This is a genomic window from uncultured Xylophilus sp. (assembly GCA_913776965.1).
GTDB lineage: Bacteria > Pseudomonadota > Gammaproteobacteria > Burkholderiales > Burkholderiaceae_C > Xylophilus.
This window is the reverse complement of record CAJYQL010000028.1, coordinates 1-21533: the sequence shown is the minus strand read 5'-3', so window position 1 is coordinate 21533 and position 21533 is coordinate 1. Positions and strand designations below refer to the sequence as shown.

Annotated in this window: 24 protein-coding genes; 10 read left to right on the top strand and 14 right to left on the bottom strand. The window is 71.1% G+C overall.

Going from position 1 to position 21533, the window contains the following annotated elements; genetic code table 11:
* Positions 1 to 13 precede the first annotated feature (13 nt).
* Positions 14 to 964 (bottom strand): 16S rRNA (cytidine(1402)-2'-O)-methyltransferase, encoded by a 951-nt coding sequence (rsmI, locus tag QZ500_RS04805; protein WP_295851534.1) that lies wholly within the window; start codon positions 962 to 964, stop codon positions 14 to 16.
* Between rsmI and QZ500_RS04800 the strand changes: the two genes are divergently transcribed.
* Complete coding sequence (locus tag QZ500_RS04800) at positions 965 to 1417, top strand: YraN family protein (protein WP_295851532.1); 453 nt, start codon at positions 965 to 967, stop codon at positions 1415 to 1417. It begins immediately after the preceding gene.
* Between the two features lie 112 nt (positions 1418 to 1529).
* On the opposite strand, the gene QZ500_RS04795 is transcribed toward QZ500_RS04800, so the two are convergent.
* Positions 1530 to 2456: a LysR substrate-binding domain-containing protein gene (locus QZ500_RS04795; protein ID WP_295851529.1), complete on the bottom strand. Its 927-nt coding sequence runs from the start codon at positions 2454 to 2456 to the stop codon at positions 1530 to 1532.
* A 94-nt stretch (positions 2457 to 2550) separates the two neighbouring features.
* Between QZ500_RS04795 and QZ500_RS04790 the strand changes: the two genes are divergently transcribed.
* Both QZ500_RS04790 and QZ500_RS04785 read left to right on the top strand, forming a co-directional pair.
* Positions 2551 to 3591 carry a tripartite tricarboxylate transporter substrate-binding protein gene (locus QZ500_RS04790; RefSeq protein ID WP_295851526.1) on the top strand — a complete coding sequence of 347 codons (1041 nt, stop codon included), beginning with the start codon at positions 2551 to 2553 and terminating at the stop codon, positions 3589 to 3591.
* Positions 3588 to 4763: a PLP-dependent aspartate aminotransferase family protein gene (locus QZ500_RS04785; protein ID WP_295851522.1), complete on the top strand. Its 1176-nt coding sequence runs from the start codon at positions 3588 to 3590 to the stop codon at positions 4761 to 4763. Before QZ500_RS04790 ends, QZ500_RS04785 begins: the two co-directional genes overlap by 4 nt.
* Positions 4764 to 4837: 74 nt before the next feature.
* Here the strand turns inward: QZ500_RS04785 and cynS are convergent, their stop codons facing one another.
* The 7 genes from cynS to QZ500_RS04750 all read right to left on the bottom strand — a co-directional run bounded on the left by cynS (position 4838) and on the right by QZ500_RS04750 (position 10942).
* Positions 4838 to 5281 carry a cyanase gene (cynS, locus tag QZ500_RS04780; RefSeq protein WP_295851520.1) on the bottom strand — a complete coding sequence of 148 codons (444 nt, stop codon included), beginning with the start codon at positions 5279 to 5281 and terminating at the stop codon, positions 4838 to 4840.
* Between the two features lie 57 nt (positions 5282 to 5338).
* On the bottom strand, positions 5339 to 6160 hold the full coding sequence (locus QZ500_RS04775; protein ID WP_295851517.1) for an ABC transporter ATP-binding protein: 822 nt from the start codon (positions 6158 to 6160) through the stop codon (positions 5339 to 5341).
* The gene (ntrB, locus tag QZ500_RS04770) at positions 6150 to 7016 is read right to left on the bottom strand and encodes a nitrate ABC transporter permease (RefSeq protein ID WP_295851515.1); all 867 of its coding nucleotides are present in this window, start codon (positions 7014 to 7016) and stop codon (positions 6150 to 6152) included. Before ntrB ends, QZ500_RS04775 begins: the two co-directional genes overlap by 11 nt.
* 13 nt (positions 7017 to 7029) lie before the next feature.
* Positions 7030 to 8388, bottom strand: a complete 1359-nt coding sequence (locus QZ500_RS04765; protein ID WP_295851512.1) for a CmpA/NrtA family ABC transporter substrate-binding protein — start codon at positions 8386 to 8388, stop codon at positions 7030 to 7032.
* A 167-nt stretch (positions 8389 to 8555) separates the two neighbouring features.
* A complete protein-coding gene (locus QZ500_RS04760; protein WP_295851509.1) occupies positions 8556 to 9221 on the bottom strand; it encodes a response regulator transcription factor in 666 nt (221 codons plus the stop codon).
* Between the two features lies 1 nt (position 9222).
* Complete coding sequence (locus QZ500_RS04755; protein ID WP_295851508.1) at positions 9223 to 10431, bottom strand: PAS domain S-box protein; 1209 nt, start codon at positions 10429 to 10431, stop codon at positions 9223 to 9225.
* 43 nt (positions 10432 to 10474) lie between these two features.
* Positions 10475 to 10942: a nuclear transport factor 2 family protein gene (locus QZ500_RS04750; RefSeq protein WP_295851506.1), complete on the bottom strand. Its 468-nt coding sequence runs from the start codon at positions 10940 to 10942 to the stop codon at positions 10475 to 10477.
* 111 nt (positions 10943 to 11053) lie between these two features.
* On the opposite strand from QZ500_RS04750, the gene QZ500_RS04745 reads away from it, so the two are divergent.
* Positions 11054 to 11668 carry a TetR/AcrR family transcriptional regulator gene (locus QZ500_RS04745; RefSeq protein WP_295851503.1) on the top strand — a complete coding sequence of 205 codons (615 nt, stop codon included), beginning with the start codon at positions 11054 to 11056 and terminating at the stop codon, positions 11666 to 11668.
* 57 nt (positions 11669 to 11725) lie between these two features.
* Here the strand turns inward: QZ500_RS04745 and QZ500_RS04740 are convergent, their stop codons facing one another.
* From QZ500_RS04740 to QZ500_RS04720, 5 genes are read right to left on the bottom strand one after another with little or no spacing between them, the layout of a single operon-like run.
* A complete protein-coding gene (locus QZ500_RS04740; protein ID WP_295851500.1) occupies positions 11726 to 12604 on the bottom strand; it encodes a DMT family transporter in 879 nt (292 codons plus the stop codon).
* Positions 12604 to 13461: a creatininase family protein gene (locus QZ500_RS04735; RefSeq protein ID WP_295851498.1), complete on the bottom strand. Its 858-nt coding sequence runs from the start codon at positions 13459 to 13461 to the stop codon at positions 12604 to 12606. The genes QZ500_RS04740 and QZ500_RS04735 overlap by 1 nt, the downstream gene beginning before the upstream one ends.
* Before the next feature lie 40 nt (positions 13462 to 13501).
* Positions 13502 to 13918: a cupin domain-containing protein gene (locus QZ500_RS04730; protein ID WP_295851495.1), complete on the bottom strand. Its 417-nt coding sequence runs from the start codon at positions 13916 to 13918 to the stop codon at positions 13502 to 13504.
* A gap of 20 nt (positions 13919 to 13938) precedes the next feature.
* On the bottom strand, positions 13939 to 14910 hold the full coding sequence (locus QZ500_RS04725; RefSeq protein ID WP_295851493.1) for a tripartite tricarboxylate transporter substrate binding protein: 972 nt from the start codon (positions 14908 to 14910) through the stop codon (positions 13939 to 13941).
* Positions 14911 to 14959: 49 nt separating this feature from the next.
* Entirely contained in the window at positions 14960 to 16054 is a 1095-nt protein-coding gene (locus QZ500_RS04720; protein WP_295851491.1) for an Ldh family oxidoreductase, read from the bottom strand.
* A gap of 119 nt (positions 16055 to 16173) precedes the next feature.
* Here QZ500_RS04720 and QZ500_RS04715 point away from each other — a divergent pair, with 119 nt between their 5' ends.
* The 6 genes from QZ500_RS04715 (at position 16174) to QZ500_RS04690 (ending at position 21445) form a co-directional block, all read left to right on the top strand.
* Positions 16174 to 17085 carry a LysR family transcriptional regulator gene (locus QZ500_RS04715; RefSeq protein WP_295851489.1) on the top strand — a complete coding sequence of 304 codons (912 nt, stop codon included), beginning with the start codon at positions 16174 to 16176 and terminating at the stop codon, positions 17083 to 17085.
* Between the two features lie 88 nt (positions 17086 to 17173).
* Complete coding sequence (locus tag QZ500_RS04710) at positions 17174 to 18676, top strand: FAD-linked oxidase C-terminal domain-containing protein (protein ID WP_295851488.1); 1503 nt, start codon at positions 17174 to 17176, stop codon at positions 18674 to 18676.
* Positions 18677 to 18693: 17 nt separating this feature from the next.
* Positions 18694 to 19083, top strand: coding sequence for a CidA/LrgA family protein (locus QZ500_RS04705; protein WP_295851487.1), 390 nt, complete (start codon positions 18694 to 18696; stop codon positions 19081 to 19083).
* The gene (locus QZ500_RS04700) at positions 19076 to 19807 is read left to right on the top strand and encodes an LrgB family protein (RefSeq protein WP_295851484.1); all 732 of its coding nucleotides are present in this window, start codon (positions 19076 to 19078) and stop codon (positions 19805 to 19807) included. Before QZ500_RS04705 ends, QZ500_RS04700 begins: the two co-directional genes overlap by 8 nt.
* Before the next feature lie 46 nt (positions 19808 to 19853).
* Positions 19854 to 20783 carry an arginase gene (gene rocF, locus QZ500_RS04695; RefSeq protein ID WP_295851481.1) on the top strand — a complete coding sequence of 310 codons (930 nt, stop codon included), beginning with the start codon at positions 19854 to 19856 and terminating at the stop codon, positions 20781 to 20783.
* Between the two features lie 119 nt (positions 20784 to 20902).
* Positions 20903 to 21445 carry a DUF3617 domain-containing protein gene (locus tag QZ500_RS04690; protein ID WP_295851475.1) on the top strand — a complete coding sequence of 181 codons (543 nt, stop codon included), beginning with the start codon at positions 20903 to 20905 and terminating at the stop codon, positions 21443 to 21445.
* Positions 21446 to 21533: the final 88 nt, after the last annotated feature.

Here is a 21533-nt window from a genome sequence, read left to right as displayed (position 1 = left end):
AGCGGCGCTGCCGTCAGGCGTCGGCGCCGCCGTCCTCGTCCGGCGCGGCCCGCCGCAGCGCCAGCGCCCGGTCGTAGAGGCCGTTGCGCGGCGCACCGGTGATCTCGGCGGCGAGCCGGACCGCGGTCTTCAGCGGCAGCTCGGCCATCAGCAGCTGCAGCACCCGGACCGCGTCGCCGCCGTCCGCGTCGTCGGCCGCCGGCGGCGCCGGATGCACGACCACGACGAATTCGCCCCGCGCGCGCTGCGGCCCGGCGGCGAGCCAGGCGGCGGCGCCGGAGGCCGCCACGGTGGCGATCTCCTCGAACTGCTTGGTGATCTCGCGCGCCAGCGTGACCGGCCGGTCGCCGAGCGGCGCCAGCGCCTGGGCGAGCGCCTCGATCCGGTGCGGCGCCTCCAGCAGCACCACCGCGCGCGATTCACCGGCCAGTGCGGCGACGGCGGCGGCGCGCTCGCCGGCCTTGGTCGGCAGGAAGCCGGCGAAGACGAAGCCGCCGGTATCGTGTCCTTGCCCCACCACGCCGGCCGCGCTGAGCGCGGCCGTCACGCTGCTGGCGCCAGGCAGCGGCACCACCGGTAGGCCGGCGGCGCGCACTGCGGCGGCGAGGCGCGCGCCGGGGTCGCTCACCGCGGGGGTGCCGGCATCGCTCGCGTAGGCGACCCGCTGGCCATCGCGCAGCCGGGCGACCACGGTCTGCGCCGCCTCGGCCTCGTTGTGCTGGTGCACCGCCAGCAGGGTGGCGCCGGGCCGGTCGATGCCGTAGGCGCGCAGCAGCTGCTGGGTGTGGCGGGTGTCCTCGCAGGCGACGGTGTCGGCCGCCTGCAGCAGGTGCAATGCGCGCAGCGTGATGTCGGCCAGATTGCCGATCGGTGTGGCGACCATGTAGAGCGCGCCGCGCGGATGGTGCTGCGCCGCTGCGGCATCATGCGCAGCCGCAAGGGCGGAGGCGAAGGAGGCACTCAAATGGATTTCCTCGGGAAGGGGCGCCGCGGGAACCCGGCGGCGGCGGGAGCGCAGCGCCAGGGCGCCGCGCCGGCATCGGCACCGCCGGCACCGACGACCAAGCAGGCAGGCGATGCGGCCGAAGCGCGGGCGCTGGCCCATCTGCAGGCGGCCGGCCTGCGGCTGGCGGCCCGCAATTATCGGACGCCGGGCCGCGGTGGCGGGGAGATCGACCTGGTGATGCGCGACCGGGACGGCACGCTGGTCTTCGTGGAGGTGCGCCAGCGCGCCAGCCGCACGCACGGCGGCGCGGGCGCGAGCATCGGCGCGGCCAAGCAGCGGCGCATCGTCTTCGCCGCGCGGCACTACCTGCTGCGGCTGGCCGCACCGCCGCCGTGCCGCTTCGACGTGGTGCTGGTGGAGCAGGGCACGGTGACCTGGCTGCAGGCCGCGTTCGATGCCCAGGGGTGGTGAGCGGGCGCAGACGTGGGCAGGGCGACTGCAGGCGGTCGGTGCATCTGGCGCTGCCTGACGGGACTCTGCCGTGTCGACGGGCCGGCGATGGCCGCTGCCGAACGGCTCCTGATCAGTCCGTCCCTGCAGCGCCGACCCGTACGTCTGGAAAGTTCGCCCGCTCATTGCGTGCGCTCAGCAGGCAGGCCGTCAGGTCGCGCACGATGCGTGACTTCGGAAGATCGGGTCGGAACACGAGCAGCGTGCGGAAATGGACCGCGGCGGAAAACGGTTTGAAGACCACGCCACGCGCAGCGTAACCATCGGCCGCATACGGATTGACCAGCCCCACACCGAGGCCCTCCATCGCCAGCGCGCAGACGGTGGCGGAATTCGGTGTTTCCGCGACCACCCGAGGCTTGGCCTGGGCGTGCTGGAAGACCTGTTCCAGCTTCCGCCGCACCGTATCTTCGGGCGACAGCGCGAGAAAGGGCTCCTCGTGCAAATCGCCGGGCGTCACCACCGTTCGCTCGGACAGCCGGTGGCCGGCGGGCATGGCGCAGACGGCCTTGGGCGTGGCGAACAGCTGATGGCCCAGCCCAGTGACGTCGATCTCGTCCGCAGCCAACCCGACGTCGAACCTGCTGCTCACCACCAGCTCCCGGACCGCAGCAGACCCTGCGACCTGGAGCGTGACGGCGATCGACGGATGCTTCTCCCGAAAAAGTCGGAGCGCGCGAGGCACCAGCGTCGAGCCGAGCGCTGCCAGGCTTGCGATGCGGATGTCGCCGGTGCCGAAATCGCGGATGCGTGCCGCACTGTCGCGCAGACGGTCCAGCCCCTGGAATGCCGAATCGACGTCGCGGAAGAACAGCTGGCCCTCGGCCGTCGGCACCAGACGCCCGCGGATGCGGTCGAAAAGCGCAAAACCCGTGGCTTTTTCCAGTTCGATGACGCTGCGGCTGATAGCCGGTTGGCTCACCTGCAACAGATCCGCGGCGCGCGATGCGGAACCCGTGGTCATGACGGCACGGAACGCTTCGACCTGCCGGAAATTCATAAGGTTTTCGCATGGAGGTCCACGCGTGCGTCATTGATGTTTATGAACTGAAATTCTAGATTCGTCCTGCGGGACTGGCGTAGAGGCCGGTTCCGTGACCTGGAACGACCGCGCCATGGCGCGCATGAACGGAGTGGGAATGACCGGATCGACGAATCGCCGTGCAGCCCTCGTGGCTGCCGCCAGCGCAGCCGCGGGATCGCTGCTGCCCTCCACGCATGTCTGGGGCAACGCGCCCTATCCCGACCGGCCCATCAAACTCGTGGTGCCGTGGTCGGCGGGCGGCAGCACCGATGTCCTGGCTCGCGCCGTCGGCCAGAACCTGGGCGAGGTGCTGGGGAAACCGGTGGTCGTCGACAACCGCCCCGGTGCCGCGGGCCGGCTGGGCATCGATACGGTCGCGAAATCCGCACCGGACGGCTACACCGTCGGCGTGATCGAGCTGGCCCATGCGATCGCACCGGCGATCTACCAAAAAATGTCGTACGACATCATGAACGACGTGGCAGCGGTGTCGGTGCTGGGCGATTCGCCCCTGGTTCTATTCGTGGACTCGCACAAGTACAGCGAAGGTCAGTACCGGAGTTTCATCGCCGATGCCAGGAAGTCCACGACGCCGCTCCCAATCGCGACGAGCGGAACCGGGAGCATCAGCCATCTGGCAGCGGGACTGCTGGCCCGCCAGGCCGGTGCGGCCTTCGACATGATCCCGTACAAGGGCTCGGCCCCTGCCTTGACCGATGTGGCGGCCGGCCAGGTGGCAGGCCATATCTGCACGCTGGCCAGCGCGAGCAGCCTGTTGTCGGCGCGCAAGATCGTTCCGCTGATGGTGACGGGCAGCAAACGTCTCGCCCAGCTGCCTGCCGTGCCCTGTGCGAGCGAACTGGGTCTTTCCCGATTGGACTTCGGACAGTGGTGGGCCCTGGTCGTGCCCGCGCGGACACCGAAGAGCGTGGTCGATTCTCTTCTCCGGGCGACGAAGGCCGCCGTGGTGGACAAAAACGTCCAGGCGCGAATTTCCAGCCTGGCGATCAACCTGTCGAGCCGGTCGCCGGACGAAACGCAGGCCTTCATCCGGGCTGAAGCGATCAAGTGGTCCAAGGTGGTGGCCGAGCTCGGCATCAAGCCCGAGTGATCCGGGAGCGCACCGAAGTGATCAGATCAGAAGACAACCAGGAATCCAGCGGTCGCGACAGCGGCTTTCGCAGTCTTTCGCCGGCCGTCTGGCGGGCATCGACCGTGCTGTTCGACAACATTGCCGACTTCACCACGCGCAAGGAGCGCCTCTTCGATGGCTACACCTACGGCGTCACCGGGACACCCACCACCCGGGTACTCGAAGACCGGGTCGCTGAACTCGAAGGCGCGCGGCACTGCATTGCACTGCCATCGGGCCAGGCGGCCTTGTGCCTAGTGGCACTCTCGCTGCTGAGTGCAGGCGACCATATGCTGGTGGCCGATTCGGCCTACGGACCGCTCAGGACATTTGCGCGGGACTATCTGCAGCGATTCGGCATCACCTGCGAGACCTTCGACCCGGAAGCCGGAAGCGCGATCGCGCAACGCCTGAAGCCCCATACCAAGGCGATCTTCCTGGAGTCGCCCGGCTCCATCACCATGGAGATGCAGGACATTCCCGCCATCGTCCAGGCCGCCCGGGCGGCCGGTGTGCGGACGGTCCTGGACAACAGCTGGGCGTCGCCGCTCGGATTCCGTGCCGTTCCTGCAGGCGTGGATGTCGTGGTCGAGGCGGCATCCAAGCTCTTCGGCGGGCATTCGGATCTGCTGCTCGGGACCGTCGCCACCGACGACCGTGGGTTGTACGAATCGTTCCGCACCACCCAGAGCGTGCTGGGCCAAGCCGTGAGTGCCGAGGACTGTTTCCTCGCCCTGCGCGGGATGGAGACGCTCGAACTACGTTACCGCCATCAGTGTGCGGCGGCGCTCCAGGTCGCCCATGCACTCGCAGGTCACGATCTGGTGCAGGACGTGCTGTTTCCGCCGCGCCCGGGCGACCGCGGACATGCGCGGTGGTCGGCCAGTTTCACGGTCGGCGGCTGTGTGCTGTCCTTCGTGCCGCGCCTGCCGTCGGAGGCGGCCGTTCACCGCTTTTTCGACGCGCTGCAGGTTTTTCGGATCGGCGCGAGCTGGGGCGGTACGCACAGTCTGGCGGCCTACTATCCGGCAGCGGAGCAGGCCCGACGGCAGCATTGCCGCATCGACAGCGGCATCGTGCGCCTGTCCGTCGGCGTCGAGCCGACCGAAGACCTGATCGCCGACCTGGATCAGGCACTGCGTAACGCGTGACTGTTCGGCAACGACTCCCGCTGCGCCTGCGATTCCAGGCACAGCGGGCGAGCTGCAGGGCTGAACCGCGCGGATCAGTAGGTCTTGTACGGTAGGAACTTGCCCGACAGCACCACGTTGACGCGGTCGCCCGCCGGGTTGCCTTCGCGCTGGATGTCCATCTTGAAGTCGATCGCGCTCATGATGCCGTCGCCGAACTCCTCGTGGATCAGTTCCTTGATCGTCGTGCCGTAGACGCTCACCAGCTCGTACCAGCGGTAGATCAGCGGATCGGTCGGCACCGGCGTGGGCAGCGAGCCCTTGTACGGGACCACCTGCAACCATTTGCGGTCGTCGGCGCTCAGGTCGAATAGCTCGCCGACCACGTCGGCCTGCGCGGCGTTGAGCGTCATCTGCCCGAGGCAGGCGGCGGTGGTCCATTCCTTCGACAGCCCGACCTGCTCGGCGACGTGCGCCCAGCTCAGGCCCTTCAGGACTTTGGCGGTGATGATCTTTTCGGTGACGGCGAGGCGGCTCATGCGATGACTCCTGGTTGAGCGTGGGGGTGGAAAACAGTAACGGGAGGAAGTGGCCGGTCAGGCCGCGTGGGCGCGGCCCACGAGGAAATCGACGATGTCGTTGCGCAGGGCGTAGTAGCCCTCGAGGTGGTGCAGGCCCGCGCGGGTTCGCCTCCGCGGCAGCGGGTTGACGATGACTTCGGCGATGCCGCCGGGCCGGTAGCCGGACGGCGTGTCGACACCGTTGCGCATCAGCAGGATGCGGTCCGCCAGCAGGATCGCTTCGTCGACGTCGTGGGTGATCATGAACACCGTCTGCCGGGTCTGCCGCACGATCGCCATCAGTTCGTCCTGGATGGTGCCGCGCGTCAGGGCGTCCAGTGCCCCGAAGGGCTCGTCGAGCAGCAGCATCTTGGGCTGGATCGCGAAGGCGCGGGCGATGCCGACCCGCTGCTTCATGCCGCCCGACAGCTGCGACGGTTTCTTGTCGATCGCATGGCTCAGGCCGACCAGGGCGACGAACTTCTCGACTTGAGCGTCAACCTGCGCGCGGCTCCAGTCGGGCCAGCGCGACTCGACGGCGAAGGCGATGTTGCGGCGCACCGTGAGCCACGGCATCAGCGCATGGCTCTGGAACACGACGCCGCGCTCCAGCCCCGGCCCGGTGACGGCGCGGCCGTCCATGAAGATGTGGCCGGCGCTGGCGGTATCGAGTCCGGCCAGCGCATTCAGGATCGTCGTCTTGCCGCAGCCCGAATGGCCGATGATGCAGACGAACTCGCCGCGGTCGAGTGCGAAGTCCACGTCGGCGAACACGGGGCGGCCGCCGCCGAAGGACTTCGCCAGTCCCTCGATGACCAGCAGGGGCGACGCCGCGGTGGCGGAAGGTTCATTCGGCATAGGTCACCTGCTTCTGGATGGCCGCGAAGGCGAGGTCGAGCGCCATGCCCACCACGCCGATTACGAGGATCGCGAAGATCACGTTGGTGAGCGACAGGTTGTTCCACTCGTTCCACAGGAAGTAGCCGATGCCGGTGCCGCCGACCAGCATCTCGGCGGCGACGATCACCAGCCAGGCGATGCCCATGCTGATGCGCATGCCGGTCAGGATGGTCGGGGCGGCGGCCGGCAGGATCACCCGGAACGCCTTGCGCAGCGGCGCGACTTCGAGCGTGTTCGCGACATGCAGCCATTCCCGCTTGACCGACGCTACGCCGAACGCGGTATTGAGCAGCATCGGCCAGACCGAGCAGATGAAGATCACGAAGATGCCGCTCGCCGACGAATCCTTGATCGTGTAGAGCGCCAGCGGCATCCAGGCGAGGGGCGAGATTGGCTTGAGCACCTGGATGAACGGATCGAGCGCACGGCGAAACAGCGGCGACATGCCGATCAGGAAGCCGAGCGGCAGCGCCACCAGGCAGGCCAGCAGAAAGCCGGTGCCGACCCGCAGCAGCGACCATCCCAGCTGGATGGCGATGCCCTTGTCGTTGGGGCCGTTGTCGTAGAACGGGTCGCGCAGCTGGCGCACCAGCGTCGCACCCATCTGGGCGGGCGTGGGAAAGCCGGCGCTCTTCTGGCCGCCCTCGGCCGTCGGGTCCTTGCCGAGCATGCGGGCGTATTCCAGCTGCTCGGGCGTGAGGCGGGCCGCGGGTGCCGCGCCGGCGCCGGGCAGCGTGGCGACCTGCCACACCGCGAGCAGCAGCCCGAACAGCAGCACCGACAGCAGGGCCGCCTTGAGCGAGAGATTTTTCATCGGCGGACGTCCCTCAGGCCGCGGCGCGGGAGATCGCGAAGCTGCGGGCGTAGTCGTCGGGCTTGGCCGGATCGAAGACCTTGCCCATGATCGTGAACTTGGGATAGGCGCCCTCGGGCGGTTTCTGGCCCAGCTCGGCCATGCGCTTCTTCGCGTCGGTCAGCAGGAAGACCTTCTCGGCGAGCTGCCGATAGTTCACGTCGCCCTTGACGTAGCCCCAGCGCTTCATCTGGGTGAGCATCCAGACGGCCATCGACTGCCACGGGATCGGGTCGAAGTCGGCACGGTCGGGCACCGTCCGGATGTTGCCCAGGCCGTCGGCGAACCGGCCGGTGAGCACCTGGGTCAGCACCACCTCGGGCTGGTTGAGGTACTGCGCCGGCGCGATCACCTTGGCGATCAGCTCGCGGTTCTTCGGGTCGCGCGCCATCGCGGAGGCAGTGAGCACCGAGCGCACCAGTGCGGCGAAGGTGTTCGGGTTCTGCTGGATGAAGGCGGCCGAGGTGCCGAAGGCGCAGCAGGGATGGCCGTCCCAGATCTCCTTGGTGAGGATGTGGAGGAAGCCCACTTCCTCGAACACCGCACGCTGGTTGAACGGGTCGGGGCCGAGGTAGCCGTCGATGTTGCCGGCCCGCAGGTTGGCGACCATCTCGGCCGGCGGCACGACACGGATCTGGATGTCGGTGTCGGGGTTCAGGCCGTGCTCCGCCACGTAGTAGCGCAGCAGGAAGTTGTGCATGCTGTACTCGAAGGGCACGGCGAACTTGAAGCCCTTCCACTTCTTCGGGTCGCGGTTGTCCTTGTGCTTGTTGGCCAGGGTGATCGCCTGGCCGTTGGTGTTCTGGATCGTCGCGACTTCCATCGGCACGGCGTTGGAGCCCACGCCCATCGAGATGGCCAGCGGCATCGGCGACAGGAAGTGCGTGGCGTCGTACTCCCGGTTGAGCATCTTGTCGCGGATCAGCGCCCAGCCGGCGGTCTTGACCACGTCCACGTTCAGGCCCTGCTGTTTGTAGAAACCCAGCGGGTGGGCCATGATCAGCGGCGTCGCGCAGGTGATCGGGATGAAGCCGATCTTCAGGTCCTTCTTCTCCAGCGGCGCCTTGTCCTGCGCCATCGCATGCAGGGCACCGATCGGCAGCAGCGATGCGATCGCGGCACGGGCGGTGCCCGCGCCCACCGCCTGCAGGAAGCGGCGGCGCACCGGCTCCGCCGGGAACAGCGCCTTCACGAGCGCCGCTTCGATCTTGCGGTGCGACAGCGCCTCGGCCGAGGCATGCTCGGACGGCGCATGGTCGCCGCCGCAGCCGCACCGCAGGGCCAGCGGGCGGTCGGCATCGTAGGGCGAGGATGCGAGGGTCGGATCGGACATGGTGCGCTCCAGGAGGTGAAGATCACCCCGTCATGCAACCGCCGGGCCGGCGGCGTGCCAGGACGCTCCGGAAGACGCAGATCGCGCACCGTCCCGCCATGCGTTGTAGGGCGGGCACTACACGGCGCCCGACGCAGCTGCCGCCGGGCCGTGCCGGTCGCGTCCGGTCAGGCCGCCGGCGGGTTCCGGCCGAGGCGTTCGGCGTACAGCGCGAGTTCCACGTCGTTCTTCGTGCCGGTCTTGTCCAGGATGCGCGCCCGGTAGGTGCTGACCGTGTTGGACGCCAAGCCCAGCTGTGCACCGATTTCGCTCACCGAACGCCCGACGATGAGCAGGCGGAACACCTGGTGCTCCCGGTGCGACAGCGCCTCGGTGGCCGAACCGCCGCCGACCGCCGTGGCCAGCGCCTCGGCCGTCGTGGCCGAGACGTAGCGCCCGCCCGCTGCCGCCTTGCGCACCGCGGCCACCATCGTGTCGGGATCGGCGCTCTTGTGCAGGTAGCCGGCCGCACCGAGCCGGATACAGCGCACCGCATACTGGTTCTCGGGGTAGGTCGAGAGCATCAGGACCGGGAGCGTCGGCCAAGCATCGCGCAGCGCCTGCAGCACGTCGAGGCCGTCGCGCTCCGGCAGGCCGATGTCGAGCAGCACCAGGTCGAGGCCGCGGGGACCGTCGAGGGCGGCGACCTGCGCCAGCACGCCCGGGCCGGTCTCGGCCTCGGCCATCACGTGGATCTCGGGCGGGCCGTTGGACATGTCGCGCATGACCTGCTTCAGGCCCTCGCGCACGATGCGGTGGTCGTCGCCGATGAGGATGCGGATCGCGTGCTGCATGTCAGGCGTCCTGCAGCGGCATGCACAGGCGGAAGCGGCTGCCGCGGCCGGGTCGGCTGTCGATCGCGAGGGTGCCGCCGAAGTGCCGGGCCCGCTCCCGCATGCCGCGCACGCCGTAGGAGGTGGGGGCCTCGAACGCCTGCAGCGCGGCGCCGACGCCGTCGTCCTCGACCGACAGGGTCAGCGCGCCGGCCGCGGCGGCGATCGCCACCCGCACGCGCCGGGCCCGGGCATGGCGGGCGACGTTGGAGAGCATTTCCTGGAAGATGCGGAACACCGCCGTCGCGGCCGGCCCGTCGGGCTCCGGGCTGCCGGCGACCTGCAGGTCCCAGTCGAGCACCAGTTCCGCGGCCTGCGCGAAATCGTGGGCCTGCCATTCCAGCGCGGCCCAGAGGCCCTGGTGGTCGAGGATGCTCGGGCGCAGGTCGGTGATGATCCGGCCGACGTTGTCGACCGCGCCCTCGATCAGCGTGGTCATGCCCGCGCACTTGTGGCGCATCGCCGGGCGCAGGTCCTGCTGCGAGCCGGCGGCCGGGGCGGGCAGCTCGGCCAGGCGCTTGTCCAGCCAGGCGACATCCATCTTCAGCGCCACCAGCAGGCTGCCCAGCTCGTCGTGCACCTCGCGGGCGATCCGGGTGCGCTCCTCCTCGCGGACCGAATCGGTCCATGCGGACAGGGCCCGCAGTTCCTGCAGGGCGGCGGTCAGCTCGGCCGTGCGGGCGGCGACCCGCTGCTCGAGCGCGTCGCGCGACTGCTGCAGCGCGGTGGTCAGCCGCCGGCGTTCGGTGATGTCGACGAAGGTGATGACGGCGCCGCGCACCTTGGTGCCGTCGAGGATCGGATGGCTCGAATACTCCACCGGAAAGGCGCTGCCGTCGCGCCGCCAGAACACCTCGGTGTCGATGCGGCAGGGCTGGCCGCGGCGGAAGGCGCGGAAGATCGGGCAGGCGGAGTCGGGGTAGGACGAGCCGTCTTCATAGGAATGGTGGGTCAGCGCGTGCATGTCGCGGCCGAGCACCTCGGCCGCCTCGTAGCCGAGCAGGGCAGCGCCGGCCCGGTTGATGAAGACGCAGTGGCCGTCGAGCCCGACACCGAAGATGCCCTCGCCGGTGGATTCCAGCAGCAGGCCGAGCTGGCGGGTCCAGGCGCTGCCCGGGTCGGCCAGGTCGGAAGGTGCGGCGGCGGCGGCGGTCGGAGGGGAAAGACTCATCCTGGACGGGCAAGCAATGGCTGTGCCGGCACGCCCCGGCGCGTCACAGGCCGAGCGCGCTCAGGCCCGGATGGTCGTCCGGCCGGCGGCCGAGCGGCCAGTGGAAGAGCCGCTCCTCCGGCCGGATCGGCCGGTCGTTGATGCTGGCGAAGCGGCGGTGCATCAGGCCGTCGTCGGCGAACTCCCAGTTCTCGTTGCCGTAGCTGCGGAACCAGTTCCCGGCGTCGTCGTGCCATTCGTACGCGAAGCGCACGGCGATGCGGTGGCCGGCGCAGGCCCACAGTTCCTTGATGAGGCGGTAGTCCAGCTCGCGGGCCCACTTGCGCTGCAGCAGGGCCCGCGCCTGCTCGCGGCCGACCGGGAATTCCGCGCGGTTGCGCCAGACCGTGTCCTCGGTGTAGGCCAGCACGATCCGGTCGGGGTCGCGGGAGTTCCAGCCGTCCTCGGCCAGCCGGACCTTCTCGGCGGCGGTGGCGGGGGTGAAGGGTGGCAGGGGCGGGCGGGTCGTCATGGCGGTGTCCTCGAATCGAGGGAGTGAGTGGAACGGGCTGCATGTAGACAGATCTGTCTACATGCAGTGCCGACCATACCGCAGGTAGACAGGTCTGTCTACAATCGGCCGATGGACATCGCCTCGCTGCCGGCCCGCGACCGGATCCTGCTCACTGCCCACGACCTCTTCTACCGCGAGGGCATCCGCGCCACCGGCATCGACCGGGTGATCGCCGCCTCGGGCGTGGCCAAGCTGACGTTCTATCGGCACTTCGCCAGCAAGGACCTGTTGGTGGAAGCCTTCCTCGACTACCGGCACGACCGCTGGATGGCCTGGTTCGTCGATGCGCTCGGCCGCCGCGGCGCGGCCGACCTGCCGGCCGACGGCCGGGCGCTGCCGCTGCTGGCCGACGTGCTGGACGAGTGGTGCGCCGACCCGGCCTTCCGCGGCTGCGCCTTCGTCAATGCGGTGGCGGAGGTCGGCGGGACGCTGCCCCGTGCCACGGCACAGGCCGCCGCCCACAAGCAGGCGATGGCCGATGTCGTCGCCCTGCTGCTGCCGCCGGGCGACGCGGGTGCCCGCTGCGCCCGGGCTGCGGTGGTCGCGTTCGACGGCGCCGTGGTGCAGGCGCAGATGGGCGACGCCCCGGGCGCGGTGGCGGCGCTGCGCGCATTGCTGGAGGCGCTGGCCGGCACGGTCGTCGCCGTCGGCGGGCAACCGGATCGACAGCTATCGAAAAGATAGCTGGTTGCGCAGGCGGGACGGGCGCTGGCGCCCGAAAACGGCGTGAAACGGCGCCGGTCAGCGCGCCCGCCGCGCCATCGCCACACCCGCGATCGCCAGCACGAACCCGCCGATCTGCACCGGCGTCAGCGTCTCGCCGAGCAGCGCCCAGGATTCGACCGCCGCCAGTGGCGGCACCAGCAGCAGCAGGGCCGCGGTGCGGGTCGCCTCACCGCGGCGCATCAGCCAGATCAGCAGCGTCGTGCCGACCAGCGACAGCACGATCACCGACCAGCCGAAGGCGAACCACAGCGCCGGCGCATGGTCCCAGCGGAAGTCGCCGATCATGAACGCCAGCACAGCGGTGACCGCGGCACCGCCCAGGCTCTGGATCGCGCTGGCGCTGCGGATGTCGGCCACCGCGTCGGGCGACTTCTGCACCATCGAGCCGACGGTGAGCGAGAAGATGCCGAACACCCCGGCCGCCACCACCCAGGGCGACAGCGGCACCGCCGCACCCGCCGCCAGCCGCGGCAGCAGCACCAGCGCCACGCCGGCGAAGCCGACCGCGAGGCCCGTCCACACCGTGCGTCCGAGCGACGCCCCCAGCACCAGCGCCGCGATCAGCGCGGTGAAGAGCGGCTGCAGCGCGCCGATCAGCGCCATCACGCCGGCCGGCAACCCGTGCGACATCGCCCACCAGCTCGGACCCAGGTAGACGCCGTTCATCAGCGCGCCGGCAGCCAGGTGCACCGCGATCTGGCGCGGCCGGCGCGGCCACGGCGCGCGCATCGCCAGCGCGATCGCGGTGAAGATCGCCGCGACCGCGAGGAAGCGCAGCGTGAGGAACAGCGAAGAATCCGCATGCGGCCCGACCGCCCGCCCCACCAGGAAGCCGGTGGACCAGATCCAGACGAACAGCGCGGGAAACAGGACGCGGGCGACGAGGGGCGGCATCACGCGGCCGGGTCGGGGTCGGCCGGCCGCGCGACCAGCGTGTCGGCCGGCAGGTCGGCGATCTCCTGCAGCAGCGCCGCGAGCTGCTGCGCCGCCGCGCCGATCACCGCGCGCCCCTTCTCCGCCGTCGCCGCGGCGGCGTTGCCGACCGCGCCCTGCGGGTGGTAGTCCTGCATCTGCCAGCCGAGCTTGGCGCTGCGGCCGTTGCCGAGGATCGGGTAGCGCGCCGCCCGCGCCTGCGAGGTGGAGGGGAAGTCGCGCGCCGCCGCCATGTCGACCCGGTCGGGCCGCAGCGCCAGCATCATCGAGGTCTCGATGTCGCCGGCATGGATGCCGAAGCGGTGCTCGGTCGCGGGGAACAGCGATTCCACCTCCGCCGGCAGCGGCAGCGAGAACCAGCTCGCGCTGTAGACGAGCAGCCCGCAGCGGGCGCGCAGGTCGCGCGACACCAGGTCCATCGCGCCGACGTTGCCGCCGTGGCCGTTGAAGATCAGCAGCTTCTGCATGCCGGCGCGGGCCACCGCCTCGCCGATCTCGGTCCAGACCCGCAGCACCGTCTCGGCGCTGAAGCTAAGCGTGCCCGGGAAGGCCAGGTGCTCGGGGCTGAAGCCGACTGCCTGCGTCGGCAGAAACAGCGCCTCCAGCGTGTCGGGCAGCAGCGGCAGGGAAGCGGCGATCACGCCGTCGAGCAGGGCGGTGTCCACGCACAGCGGCAGGTGCGGGCCGTGCTGCTCGGTCGCGGCGACCGGCAGCACCGCCACCGTGCGGGCGGCGCGGCCGTCGGCCGCGCGACGCATGAAGTCGGTGGTGCGCAGGTCGGCCCAGAAGCGCGGTGCGGCGGTCGGCGGGGAGGTCATCGGCCTATCTTAGTGAGGCCGGTCGCGTGCGCCTGTCGCGTCAGACGTGCTCGGCGCTCACCGCCCGCGTCTCGCCGGTCTCCACCAGGGTGCGGGTGGCGTCGACCCGGCCGTAGATCCAGAGGATCTTCATGCCCTGGGTGGCCGACAGGTTGCGGAAGCGGTGCGGCACGCCGGCGGGGATGAAGGTGGTGTCCTGCGGCACCAGCCGGTGGTGGGTGTCGCCGATGTCGAACTGCGCGTCGCCCTCCAGCAGCATCACGCTTTCCTCGCAGTTGTGGAAGTGCCAGGGGATCTGCGCGCCGGGGCTGAATTCGGTGATGCCGTTGATGAAGGCGGTGGCGCCCAGCTTCGCCGAGACCAGCGGGATGGTGCGGGCGCCGCCGCCGCGCTCGTAGGCCTTCAGGTCGGCGGGATGGAGGATGGCCGCTGCGGCGGCGGTGTCGGGTGCAGGCATCGGGCGGGGGTCCATGGGTGTCAGTCGGCTTTGATGGCGTTGTTCTGGATCACCCGGCCGTAGAGCGCGTACTGGTCGCGTAGCGCGCGGCCGAACTCTTCGGGCGAGGTGCCGCGCAGCGTGATGCCCAGGCCGGTCAGCTGGCGCCGCGTTTCGGGATCGTCAAGCGACACGCGCATCGCGCCGGTCAGCCGGTCGACCACCGGCCGGGGCGTGCCCTTGGGCGCGACGAGCGCGAACCAGGAGTTGAAGAAGAAGTCCGGCACGCCCGATTCGGCGACCGTCGGCACGTTCGGGTACTGCGGCAGCCGCTGCGGCGTGGAGACCGCCAGCAGCCGCAGCTTGCCGCCCTGGATCAGCGAGGTGACGGTGCCCAGGCCCTGGAAGGCGGCATCGACCTCGCCGCCGGCCACCGCGATCGCGGCGGGCGTCGCGCCCTTGTAGGGCACGTGCGTCACGTCGATGCCGGCGCGCGTCGCGAACATCGCCATCGCCAGGTGCTGCGGGCTGCCGTTGCCGCCCGAGCCGTAGTTGAGCTTGCCCGGCTGGGCCTTGGCCGCCTGCACGAAGTCGGCCACCGTGCGGTACGGCGACTCGGGCTTCACCACCAGCCCCCATTCGATGGTGCCGACCAGCGACACCGGCACGAAGTCGGTCAGGGCGTCCCAGCCGGCTTTCGGATAGATGTGCGGCACCATCGTCAGCACGCTGTCGTTGAAGGCGCCGATGGTGTAGCCGTCGGGTGCCGCCTTGGCGACCCGCTCCGCACCGATCAGGCCGGCCGAGCCAGGGATGTTCTCCAGCACGAAGGACTGGCCGAGCTCGGTCCCCATGCGCTGCAGCAGCACGCGGGCGCCGTTGTCCACCGCGCTGCCTGCCGCCAGCGGGATGACGGTGCGGATCGGCTTGGTCGGGTAGGCGCCCTGGGCGGACGCGGCGAAGGCGGCGAAAGCCAGGCAGGCGGCAGTGGCGAGGCGGGCGAGGGCGGTCATGCGGGTGTCTCCTGTCGTTGGTGTCGGGGTGGCCGGCCGCGGTCGCCGGTCAGCCGCCGTCCAGCGGCGCGATGCCGAGGCGCGCGGCCAGCCGGTCGAGGTCGGCGAGCACGCCGGCGGCCACCGGCACGCCGTGTGCGGCGTAGTCCGCGCGGCGGCCGTGGCTCTGCTCACCCGGCAGCCAGATGCGCTCCACGCCCGGCAGGCGTTCGCTGTCGCGGATGTCGCGCACCAGCCGGTCCACCGCCGCCTTGAAAGGTCCGGCGCCGCCGAAGGCCGCGAGGTCGATCACCAGGATCGCCTGGCCGGTGTTGGTGGGCGTCGTGTGGTCGGCGTTGAAATCGATCACGTCGCGGCCCATCGCCGCGCCCTGCAGCGTGCCCGCCAGGAGCCCGACGATCAGCGCCAGGCCGTAGCCCTTGTGGCCGCCGATCGGCAGCAGGAAGCCCTCGTGCGCGCGGTGCGGGTCGGTCAGCGGCCGGCCCTGGCGGTCGATCATCCAGCCCTCGGGCATCGGCTCGCCGCGCTTGGCCTTGGCTTTCACCTTGCCGTAGGCGGCGACGGTGGTCGCCATGTCGAGCACGATCGGCGGCTCGTCGCCGGCCGGGATACCGGCGGCGATCGGGTTGGTCGACAGCAGCATCTCCATGCCGCCCCAGGGCGGCAGGTGGTTGGCGTTGCCGACCGCGAAGTAGAGGCCGATCATGTCGTGCGCCACCGGCATGCGGGCGTAGAGCGATGCCGGTCCGGCATGGTTGCTGGCGCGGGTGCCGACCCAGGCGACGCCGGCAGTCCGCGCCTTCTCGATCGCGATCTCCACCGCGCGCGACACCACCAGGTGGCCCATGCCGTTGCCGCCATCGACCACTGCGGTGGCGGCGCGTTCCTCGACGATCCGGATGTCCGGCCGCAGCGCGATGCCGCCGGCCTCGATCCGCTGCACATACTGCGGCAGCCGGATGATGCCGTGGCCGTCGGAGCCCTGCAGGTCGGCCTGCGCCATCAGGTCGGCGATCGTGTCTGCATCGGTTTGCGGCAGGCCGACGCGGACAAAGGCGCGGGCGGTGAAATCCCGCAGCTGCCCGCTCGGCACGGTACGGGTGGGGGACGGGGAGGCGGGCGGGGCGGAATGCGTGGTCGTCATGGCGGCAGGGAAGGGGACCACCTCAGTCTAGGAAGCCGCTGCAGGAGCGTCCAATGCCGTTTGCGCGCGCAGCCATATCATGCTGCTATGGCATGCGGTGTGAATTCCGTTGCGCGGCGATGAACCTGCGCACCCTCGGCTACTTCGTCGCGATCGCCGACGCCGGCAGCTTCACCGCCGCGGCCGCCGCGGTCGCGATCGCGCAGCCGGCGCTCACCCGGCAGATGCGCGACCTGGAGGCGGAGCTCGGCGTGGCACTGCTGCAGCGCGGACCGCGCGGCGTGCGGCTGACGCAGGACGGCGCAACGCTCTATGCGTCGGCGCGGCGCATGCTCGCCGAGGCGTCGCGGGTGCGCCAGCACCTCGCGGGCAGCCGCGACATCGCCACCGAGGCGACGGTGGTGCTCGGCGTCTCGCCGACGCTCGCGCCGGTGCTGCTGCCCGGCGTGTTCGAGCGCTGCCACCGCAGCCTGGCCGGCGTGCGGCTGGTGGTGCGCGAGGCGTTCACACCGCAGCTGCTGGAGGGACTGGAGCGGGGCCGCATCGACATGGCGGTCGCGACCAATCCGCCGCCGCAGCGCGGCCTGGCGCTGCAGCCGCTGCTGGCCGAGCCCTTCGTGCTGGTCACGCCGGCCGCGCGGGGGCTGCCGGCCACGGTGACGCTGGCGGAGCTGGCCCGGGTGCCGCTGCTGATGACCGGCCTGCACCGTGGCATCGTCGAGCGGGCGCTCGCACCGCTCGGCGGCCGGCTGCAGGTCGAAGCCGAGATCGACTCGGTCGATGCGATCCGCGAACTGGTGCTGCAGGGCCGACGGGCCACGGTGATGCCGGTGTCGGTGTTCCAGGCGCCGCGCGGCAGCGGCGCCCGGCTGTCGGCCATCGCTGGCGCCCAACTGCATCGCATGCTGGTGCTGGCGACCCGTGTCGAGCGCGCCGACGCCTCCGCGACCGCGGTGGTCGCCGACCTGGTGCATGCCGAGGCGGCTCGCCTGGCGGACGCGGGGGTGTTCAGCCTCGTCGCAGCCGCGTGACCGCCGAGGCCGGGCGCGCGAAGCTTTCGGCGCCGCGGGCTGCACAAATTTCACGCCGCGCTGCGCGGGGCTTGGCGACAATCCGCCCATGACCCACGCCCTCGCCGACACTCCCGCGCCCGCGCTATCGAAAAGTGAGCTGCAGACGCAGGTGGTGCGGGCGCTGCAGGCTGATTTGCCTGAGCATTCGATCCTGTGGACGCCGGAAGACACGACGCCCTACGAATGCGACGGCCTGACCGCCTACCGTCAGCGGCCGATGTGCGTCGCCCTGCCCGAGACCGAGGCGCAGGTGCAGGCGGTGCTGCGCACCTGCCACCGGCTCGGCGTGCCGGTGGTCGCCCGCGGCGCGGGCACCGGCCTGTCGGGCGGCGCGATGCCGCACGCACACGGCGTGACGCTGTCGCTGGCGCGCTTCAACCGCATCCTGAAAGTCGATCCGCTGGCGCGCACTGCCGTCGTGCAGTGCGGCGTGCGCAACCTCGCGATCAGCGAGGCGGCCGCGCCCTACGGCCTGTACTACGCGCCCGACCCGTCGAGCCAGATCGCCTGCACCATCGGCGGCAACGTGGCCGAGAACTCGGGCGGTGTGCACTGCCTGAAATACGGCCTGACGGTGCACACCGTGCTGCGGGTGCGCGGCTTCACCGCCGAGGGCGAACCGGTCGAGTTCGGCAGCGAGGCGCTCGACGCCGCCGGCCTGGACCTGCTGGCGGTTCTGGTCGGCAGCGAGGGCATGCTCGCCGTCACCACCGAGGTGACGGTGCGCCTGGTGCCCAAGCCTCAGCTCGCGCGCTGCATCATGGCCAGCTTCGACGACCTGCAGAAGGCCGGCGACGCGGTGGCCGCGGTGATCGCCGCCGGCATCATCCCGGCCGGCCTCGAGATGATGGACAAGCCGATGACCGCCGCGGTCGAGGACTTCGTGCACGCCGGCTACGACCTGAGCGCCGAGGCGATCCTGCTCTGCGAATCCGACGGCACGCCCGAGGAGGTGGAGGAGGAGATCGGCCGCATGTCCGCGGTGCTGCGCGACTGCGGCGCCACCGCGATCACCGTGAGCCAGGACGAGGCCGAGCGGCTGCGGTTCTGGAGCGGCCGCAAGAATGCGTTCCCCGCCTCGGGCCGGATCAGCCCCGACTACATGTGCATGGACTCGACCATTCCCCGCAAGCGGCTGGCCGACATCCTGATCGCGATCCAGGCGATGGAGCGGAAGTATGGCCTGCGCTGCGCGAACGTGTTCCATGCCGGCGACGGCAACCTGCATCCGCTGATCCTGTTCGATGCGAACGACCCCGACCAGCTGCACCGCTGCGAGCTGTTCGGCGCCGACATCCTGGAGACCAGCGTCGCGATGGGCGGCACCGTGACCGGCGAGCACGGCGTGGGCGTCGAGAAGCTCAACAGCATGTGCGTGCAGTTCTCGCCGGAGGAGAACGCCCAGATGTTCGGCGTGAAGCATGCGTTCGACACCCGGGGCCTGCTCAACCCGGGCAAGGTGGTGCCGACGCTGCAGCGCTGCGCCGAGTACGGAAAGATGCTGGTGCGCGGCGGCCGGATCGCGCATCCGGACCTGCCGCGTTTCTAGGCCAGGGGACGGCTGCGATGGCGCCGCTGCGCGGACTGGCCTGGCTGCTGGTGTTCCAGTCGGTCGGCGAGGCGCTGTCGCACGCACTCGCCCTGCCGCTGCCCGGCCCGGTGCTCGGCATGCTGCTGCTGTTCGGTGGCCTGTTCCATCCGGCGGTGCGCGGTACCGTCGCGGCCTGTGCGGACTTCCTGCTGTCGCATCTGTCGCTGCTGTTCGTGCCGGTGGGCGTGGGCGTGATGACGCACCTGTCGTTGCTGCAGAGCTATGGCGCTCGCATCCTGGCGGTCGTCGTGTTGTCGACCTGGGTCGGTCTCGCAGTGACGGTCGGCGTGCTGCACGCGCTGCGCGACCGGCCGGCGGAAAAGCCGCCACGGCCGCCAGTGGACGGGGAGGGGCGCGGTGCCTGACTTCGTCGAACTCTGGGTCTACCTGTCGTCGTCGCCGCTGTTCGGGCTGACGGCGACGCTGGTGGTGTACCTGCTGGCCCAGGCGCTCTACGCGCGGTCGGGTCAGGCGGTGTGGGCCAACCCGGTGCTGTGGAGCGTGCTGGCGCTGGCCGGGGGCCTGCTGGCATCGGGCGTGCCGTACCCGAACTATTTCGCCGGCGCGCAGTTCATCCATTTCCTGCTCGGGCCGGCGGTGGTCGCCCTCGCCTGGCCGATGTGGCAGCGCCGGGCGGCGCTGCGGGCGCGCTGGGGCCGGCTGCTGCTGGCAGCGCTCGCCGGCGGCCTGGCGGCCGGCGCGAGCGCGGTGGCGCTGGCCTGGGCCGTCGGCCTGCCGCGCGCGGTCGTGCTGTCGCTGGTGCCCAAGTCGGTTACTGCGCCGGTGGCGATGGGCATCGCCCAGGCGATCGGCGGCGTGCCGGCCCTGGCGGCGGTGTTCGCGGTGCTGACCGGACTGGTCGGGGCGCTGAGCGGCAAGGCGCTGTTCGCGCTGCTGCGCATCCCGACCGATGCCGATGGATGGGCGGCGCGCGGGTTCGCGCTCGGCACCGCGGCGCACGGCATCGGCGCAGCGCGCGCGCTGCAGGTCGATCCGGACGCCGGTGCCTACGCGGGCCTGGCGCTGGGCCTGCAGGTGGTGCTGGCGGCGCTGCTGGTGCCGCTGGCGTTCCGGCTTGTTACCGGCTGAGGCCCGCGGCGGCGGACCATTGACCGCCCGCCACCGACCGTCCGCCATGACCGCCTTCGTCCCGCCCGACCGCCTCCGCCTGATCGGCGCCCCGACCGACATCGGCGCCGGCGTGCGCGGCTGCGGCATGGGTCCGGACGCGCTGCGGGTGGCGGGCCTTACCGAGACGCTGAAGGCGCTCGGCCTGTCGGTGACCGACGCCGGCAACCTCGCCGGACCGCCCACGCCGTGGGACGTGCCGGTCGGCGGCCTGCGCCACCTCGACGGCGTGGTGGCCTGGAACCGGGCGGTGTTCGACGCGGTGGTGGCCGCGCTCGCCGACGGCGCAAGGCCGCTGCTGATGGGCGGCGACCACTGCCTGGCGGTCGGCTCGATCAGCGCGGTGGCGGCCCATTGCCGCGCGCACGGCCGGCCGCTGCGGGTGCTGTGGCTCGACGCGCATGCCGACGTCAATGTGCCGGCCTCCAGCCCGAGCGGCAACCTGCACGGCATGCCGGTCTCGTGCCTGCTCGGCCACGGCCCGGCGGCGCTGACCGGCTGGAGCGGCGCGCCGGCGGCGCTGGCGCCGGACGCGATCGACTTCGTCGGCCTGCGCAGCGTCGATGCACAAGAGAAGCAGGCGATCCGCCAGCTGGGCCTGTCGGCGTTCGACATGCGCTTCATCGACGAGCACGGCATGCGCGCCGCGATCACCGAGGCGCTGATCGACCTGGACGACCGTACGCATCTGCATGTGAGTTTCGACGTGGACTGCCTCGATCCGGCCGACGCGCCGGGGGTCGGCACCGCAGTGCGCGGCGGCCCGACCTACCGCGAGATGCAGCTCTGCATGGAAATGATCGCCGACAGCGGCCGGCTCGGCTCGCTCGACGTGGTGGAGGTCAACCCGGCGCTCGACGTGCGCAACCGGACCGCGGAAGTCGCGGTGGAGCTGGTCGCCAGCCTGTTCGGCCAGGCGACGCTGGTGCGGCGATAACGCGCCCCGACCGTTCCGCGCCTGCGGCGTCCGTGCGATCCGCGCCACGTATGCACTGCGGGACGGGTGCACGGCAGGTCGGCGCTACCATGGCCGCCCGTCCCCGCCGGAGATCGTCGATGCTGCCCGTCCGCTTCCTGCCGTTTTTCGTGGCCGCAGTTCTCTCCAGCGCTGCTTCCGCCGCCGGTGCGCAGACGATGCGGCCCGGCCTGTGGGAGGTGACGACGGTGCCCGCCGGCGGTACGGTCGGCCACGCGATGGCGGAGCTGCAGCGCCGCATGGCGTCGATGCCGGCAGCCCAGCGCCGGCAGGCCGAAGCGCAGCTGGAGCGGCAGAGCCGGCTTGGCCCCGACGGCACCAGCACCCGCCGGGTCTGCATCACCCGCGACATGATCGCCCGCAACGCCCTGCCGACCACCGTCGGCGACCGCTGCACCGCGCAGGTGCTGCCGCGCGTCGGCAACAGCCAGCATCTGCGGTACGTCTGTACCCAGCCGCCGTCGAGCGGGGAGGGTGCCTACACCTTCGCCAGCCCCGAGGCCTACACGCTGCGCATGCAGTCCAGCCACGGCGCGCAGGGCACGACCGACGCCAATGCGCACAACGCCAGCGGCCGCTGGCTGGGTCCCGAATGCACCGGCGGATCGGTGCGGTCGCCCTGACCGCTGGAACGGCTCAGCCGGCCGGCGCGTAGCTGCGGCCGCCGAAGACCGCTGTCCCGACCCGCACCATCGTGCTGCCGGCGGCGAT

Excerpts from the sequence above, each read along its gene's own strand:
- QZ500_RS04800 (WP_295851532.1), top strand. The coding sequence starts at position 965 with ATGGATTTCCTCGGGAAGGGGCGCCGCGGGAACCCGGCGGCGGCGGGA.
- QZ500_RS04795 (WP_295851529.1), bottom strand. The coding sequence starts at position 2,456 with ATGAATTTCCGGCAGGTCGAAGCGTTCCGTGCCGTCATGACCACGGGT.
- cynS (WP_295851520.1), bottom strand. The coding sequence starts at position 5,281 with ATGAGCCGCCTCGCCGTCACCGAAAAGATCATCACCGCCAAAGTCCTG.
- QZ500_RS04775 (WP_295851517.1), bottom strand. The coding sequence starts at position 6,160 with ATGCCGAATGAACCTTCCGCCACCGCGGCGTCGCCCCTGCTGGTCATC.
- ntrB (WP_295851515.1), bottom strand. The coding sequence starts at position 7,016 with ATGAAAAATCTCTCGCTCAAGGCGGCCCTGCTGTCGGTGCTGCTGTTC.
- QZ500_RS04765 (WP_295851512.1), bottom strand. The coding sequence starts at position 8,388 with ATGTCCGATCCGACCCTCGCATCCTCGCCCTACGATGCCGACCGCCCG.
- QZ500_RS04760 (WP_295851509.1), bottom strand. The coding sequence starts at position 9,221 with ATGCAGCACGCGATCCGCATCCTCATCGGCGACGACCACCGCATCGTG.
- QZ500_RS04755 (WP_295851508.1), bottom strand. The coding sequence starts at position 10,431 with ATGAGTCTTTCCCCTCCGACCGCCGCCGCCGCCGCACCTTCCGACCTG.
- QZ500_RS04750 (WP_295851506.1), bottom strand. The coding sequence starts at position 10,942 with ATGACGACCCGCCCGCCCCTGCCACCCTTCACCCCCGCCACCGCCGCC.
- QZ500_RS04745 (WP_295851503.1), top strand. The coding sequence starts at position 11,054 with ATGGACATCGCCTCGCTGCCGGCCCGCGACCGGATCCTGCTCACTGCC.
- QZ500_RS04740 (WP_295851500.1), bottom strand. The coding sequence starts at position 12,604 with ATGCCGCCCCTCGTCGCCCGCGTCCTGTTTCCCGCGCTGTTCGTCTGG.
- QZ500_RS04735 (WP_295851498.1), bottom strand. The coding sequence starts at position 13,461 with ATGACCTCCCCGCCGACCGCCGCACCGCGCTTCTGGGCCGACCTGCGC.
- QZ500_RS04730 (WP_295851495.1), bottom strand. The coding sequence starts at position 13,918 with ATGCCTGCACCCGACACCGCCGCCGCAGCGGCCATCCTCCATCCCGCC.
- QZ500_RS04725 (WP_295851493.1), bottom strand. The coding sequence starts at position 14,910 with ATGACCGCCCTCGCCCGCCTCGCCACTGCCGCCTGCCTGGCTTTCGCC.
- QZ500_RS04720 (WP_295851491.1), bottom strand. The coding sequence starts at position 16,054 with ATGACGACCACGCATTCCGCCCCGCCCGCCTCCCCGTCCCCCACCCGT.
- QZ500_RS04715 (WP_295851489.1), top strand. The coding sequence starts at position 16,174 with ATGAACCTGCGCACCCTCGGCTACTTCGTCGCGATCGCCGACGCCGGC.
- QZ500_RS04710 (WP_295851488.1), top strand. The coding sequence starts at position 17,174 with ATGACCCACGCCCTCGCCGACACTCCCGCGCCCGCGCTATCGAAAAGT.
- QZ500_RS04705 (WP_295851487.1), top strand. The coding sequence starts at position 18,694 with ATGGCGCCGCTGCGCGGACTGGCCTGGCTGCTGGTGTTCCAGTCGGTC.
- rocF (WP_295851481.1), top strand. The coding sequence starts at position 19,854 with ATGACCGCCTTCGTCCCGCCCGACCGCCTCCGCCTGATCGGCGCCCCG.
- QZ500_RS04690 (WP_295851475.1), top strand. The coding sequence starts at position 20,903 with ATGCTGCCCGTCCGCTTCCTGCCGTTTTTCGTGGCCGCAGTTCTCTCC.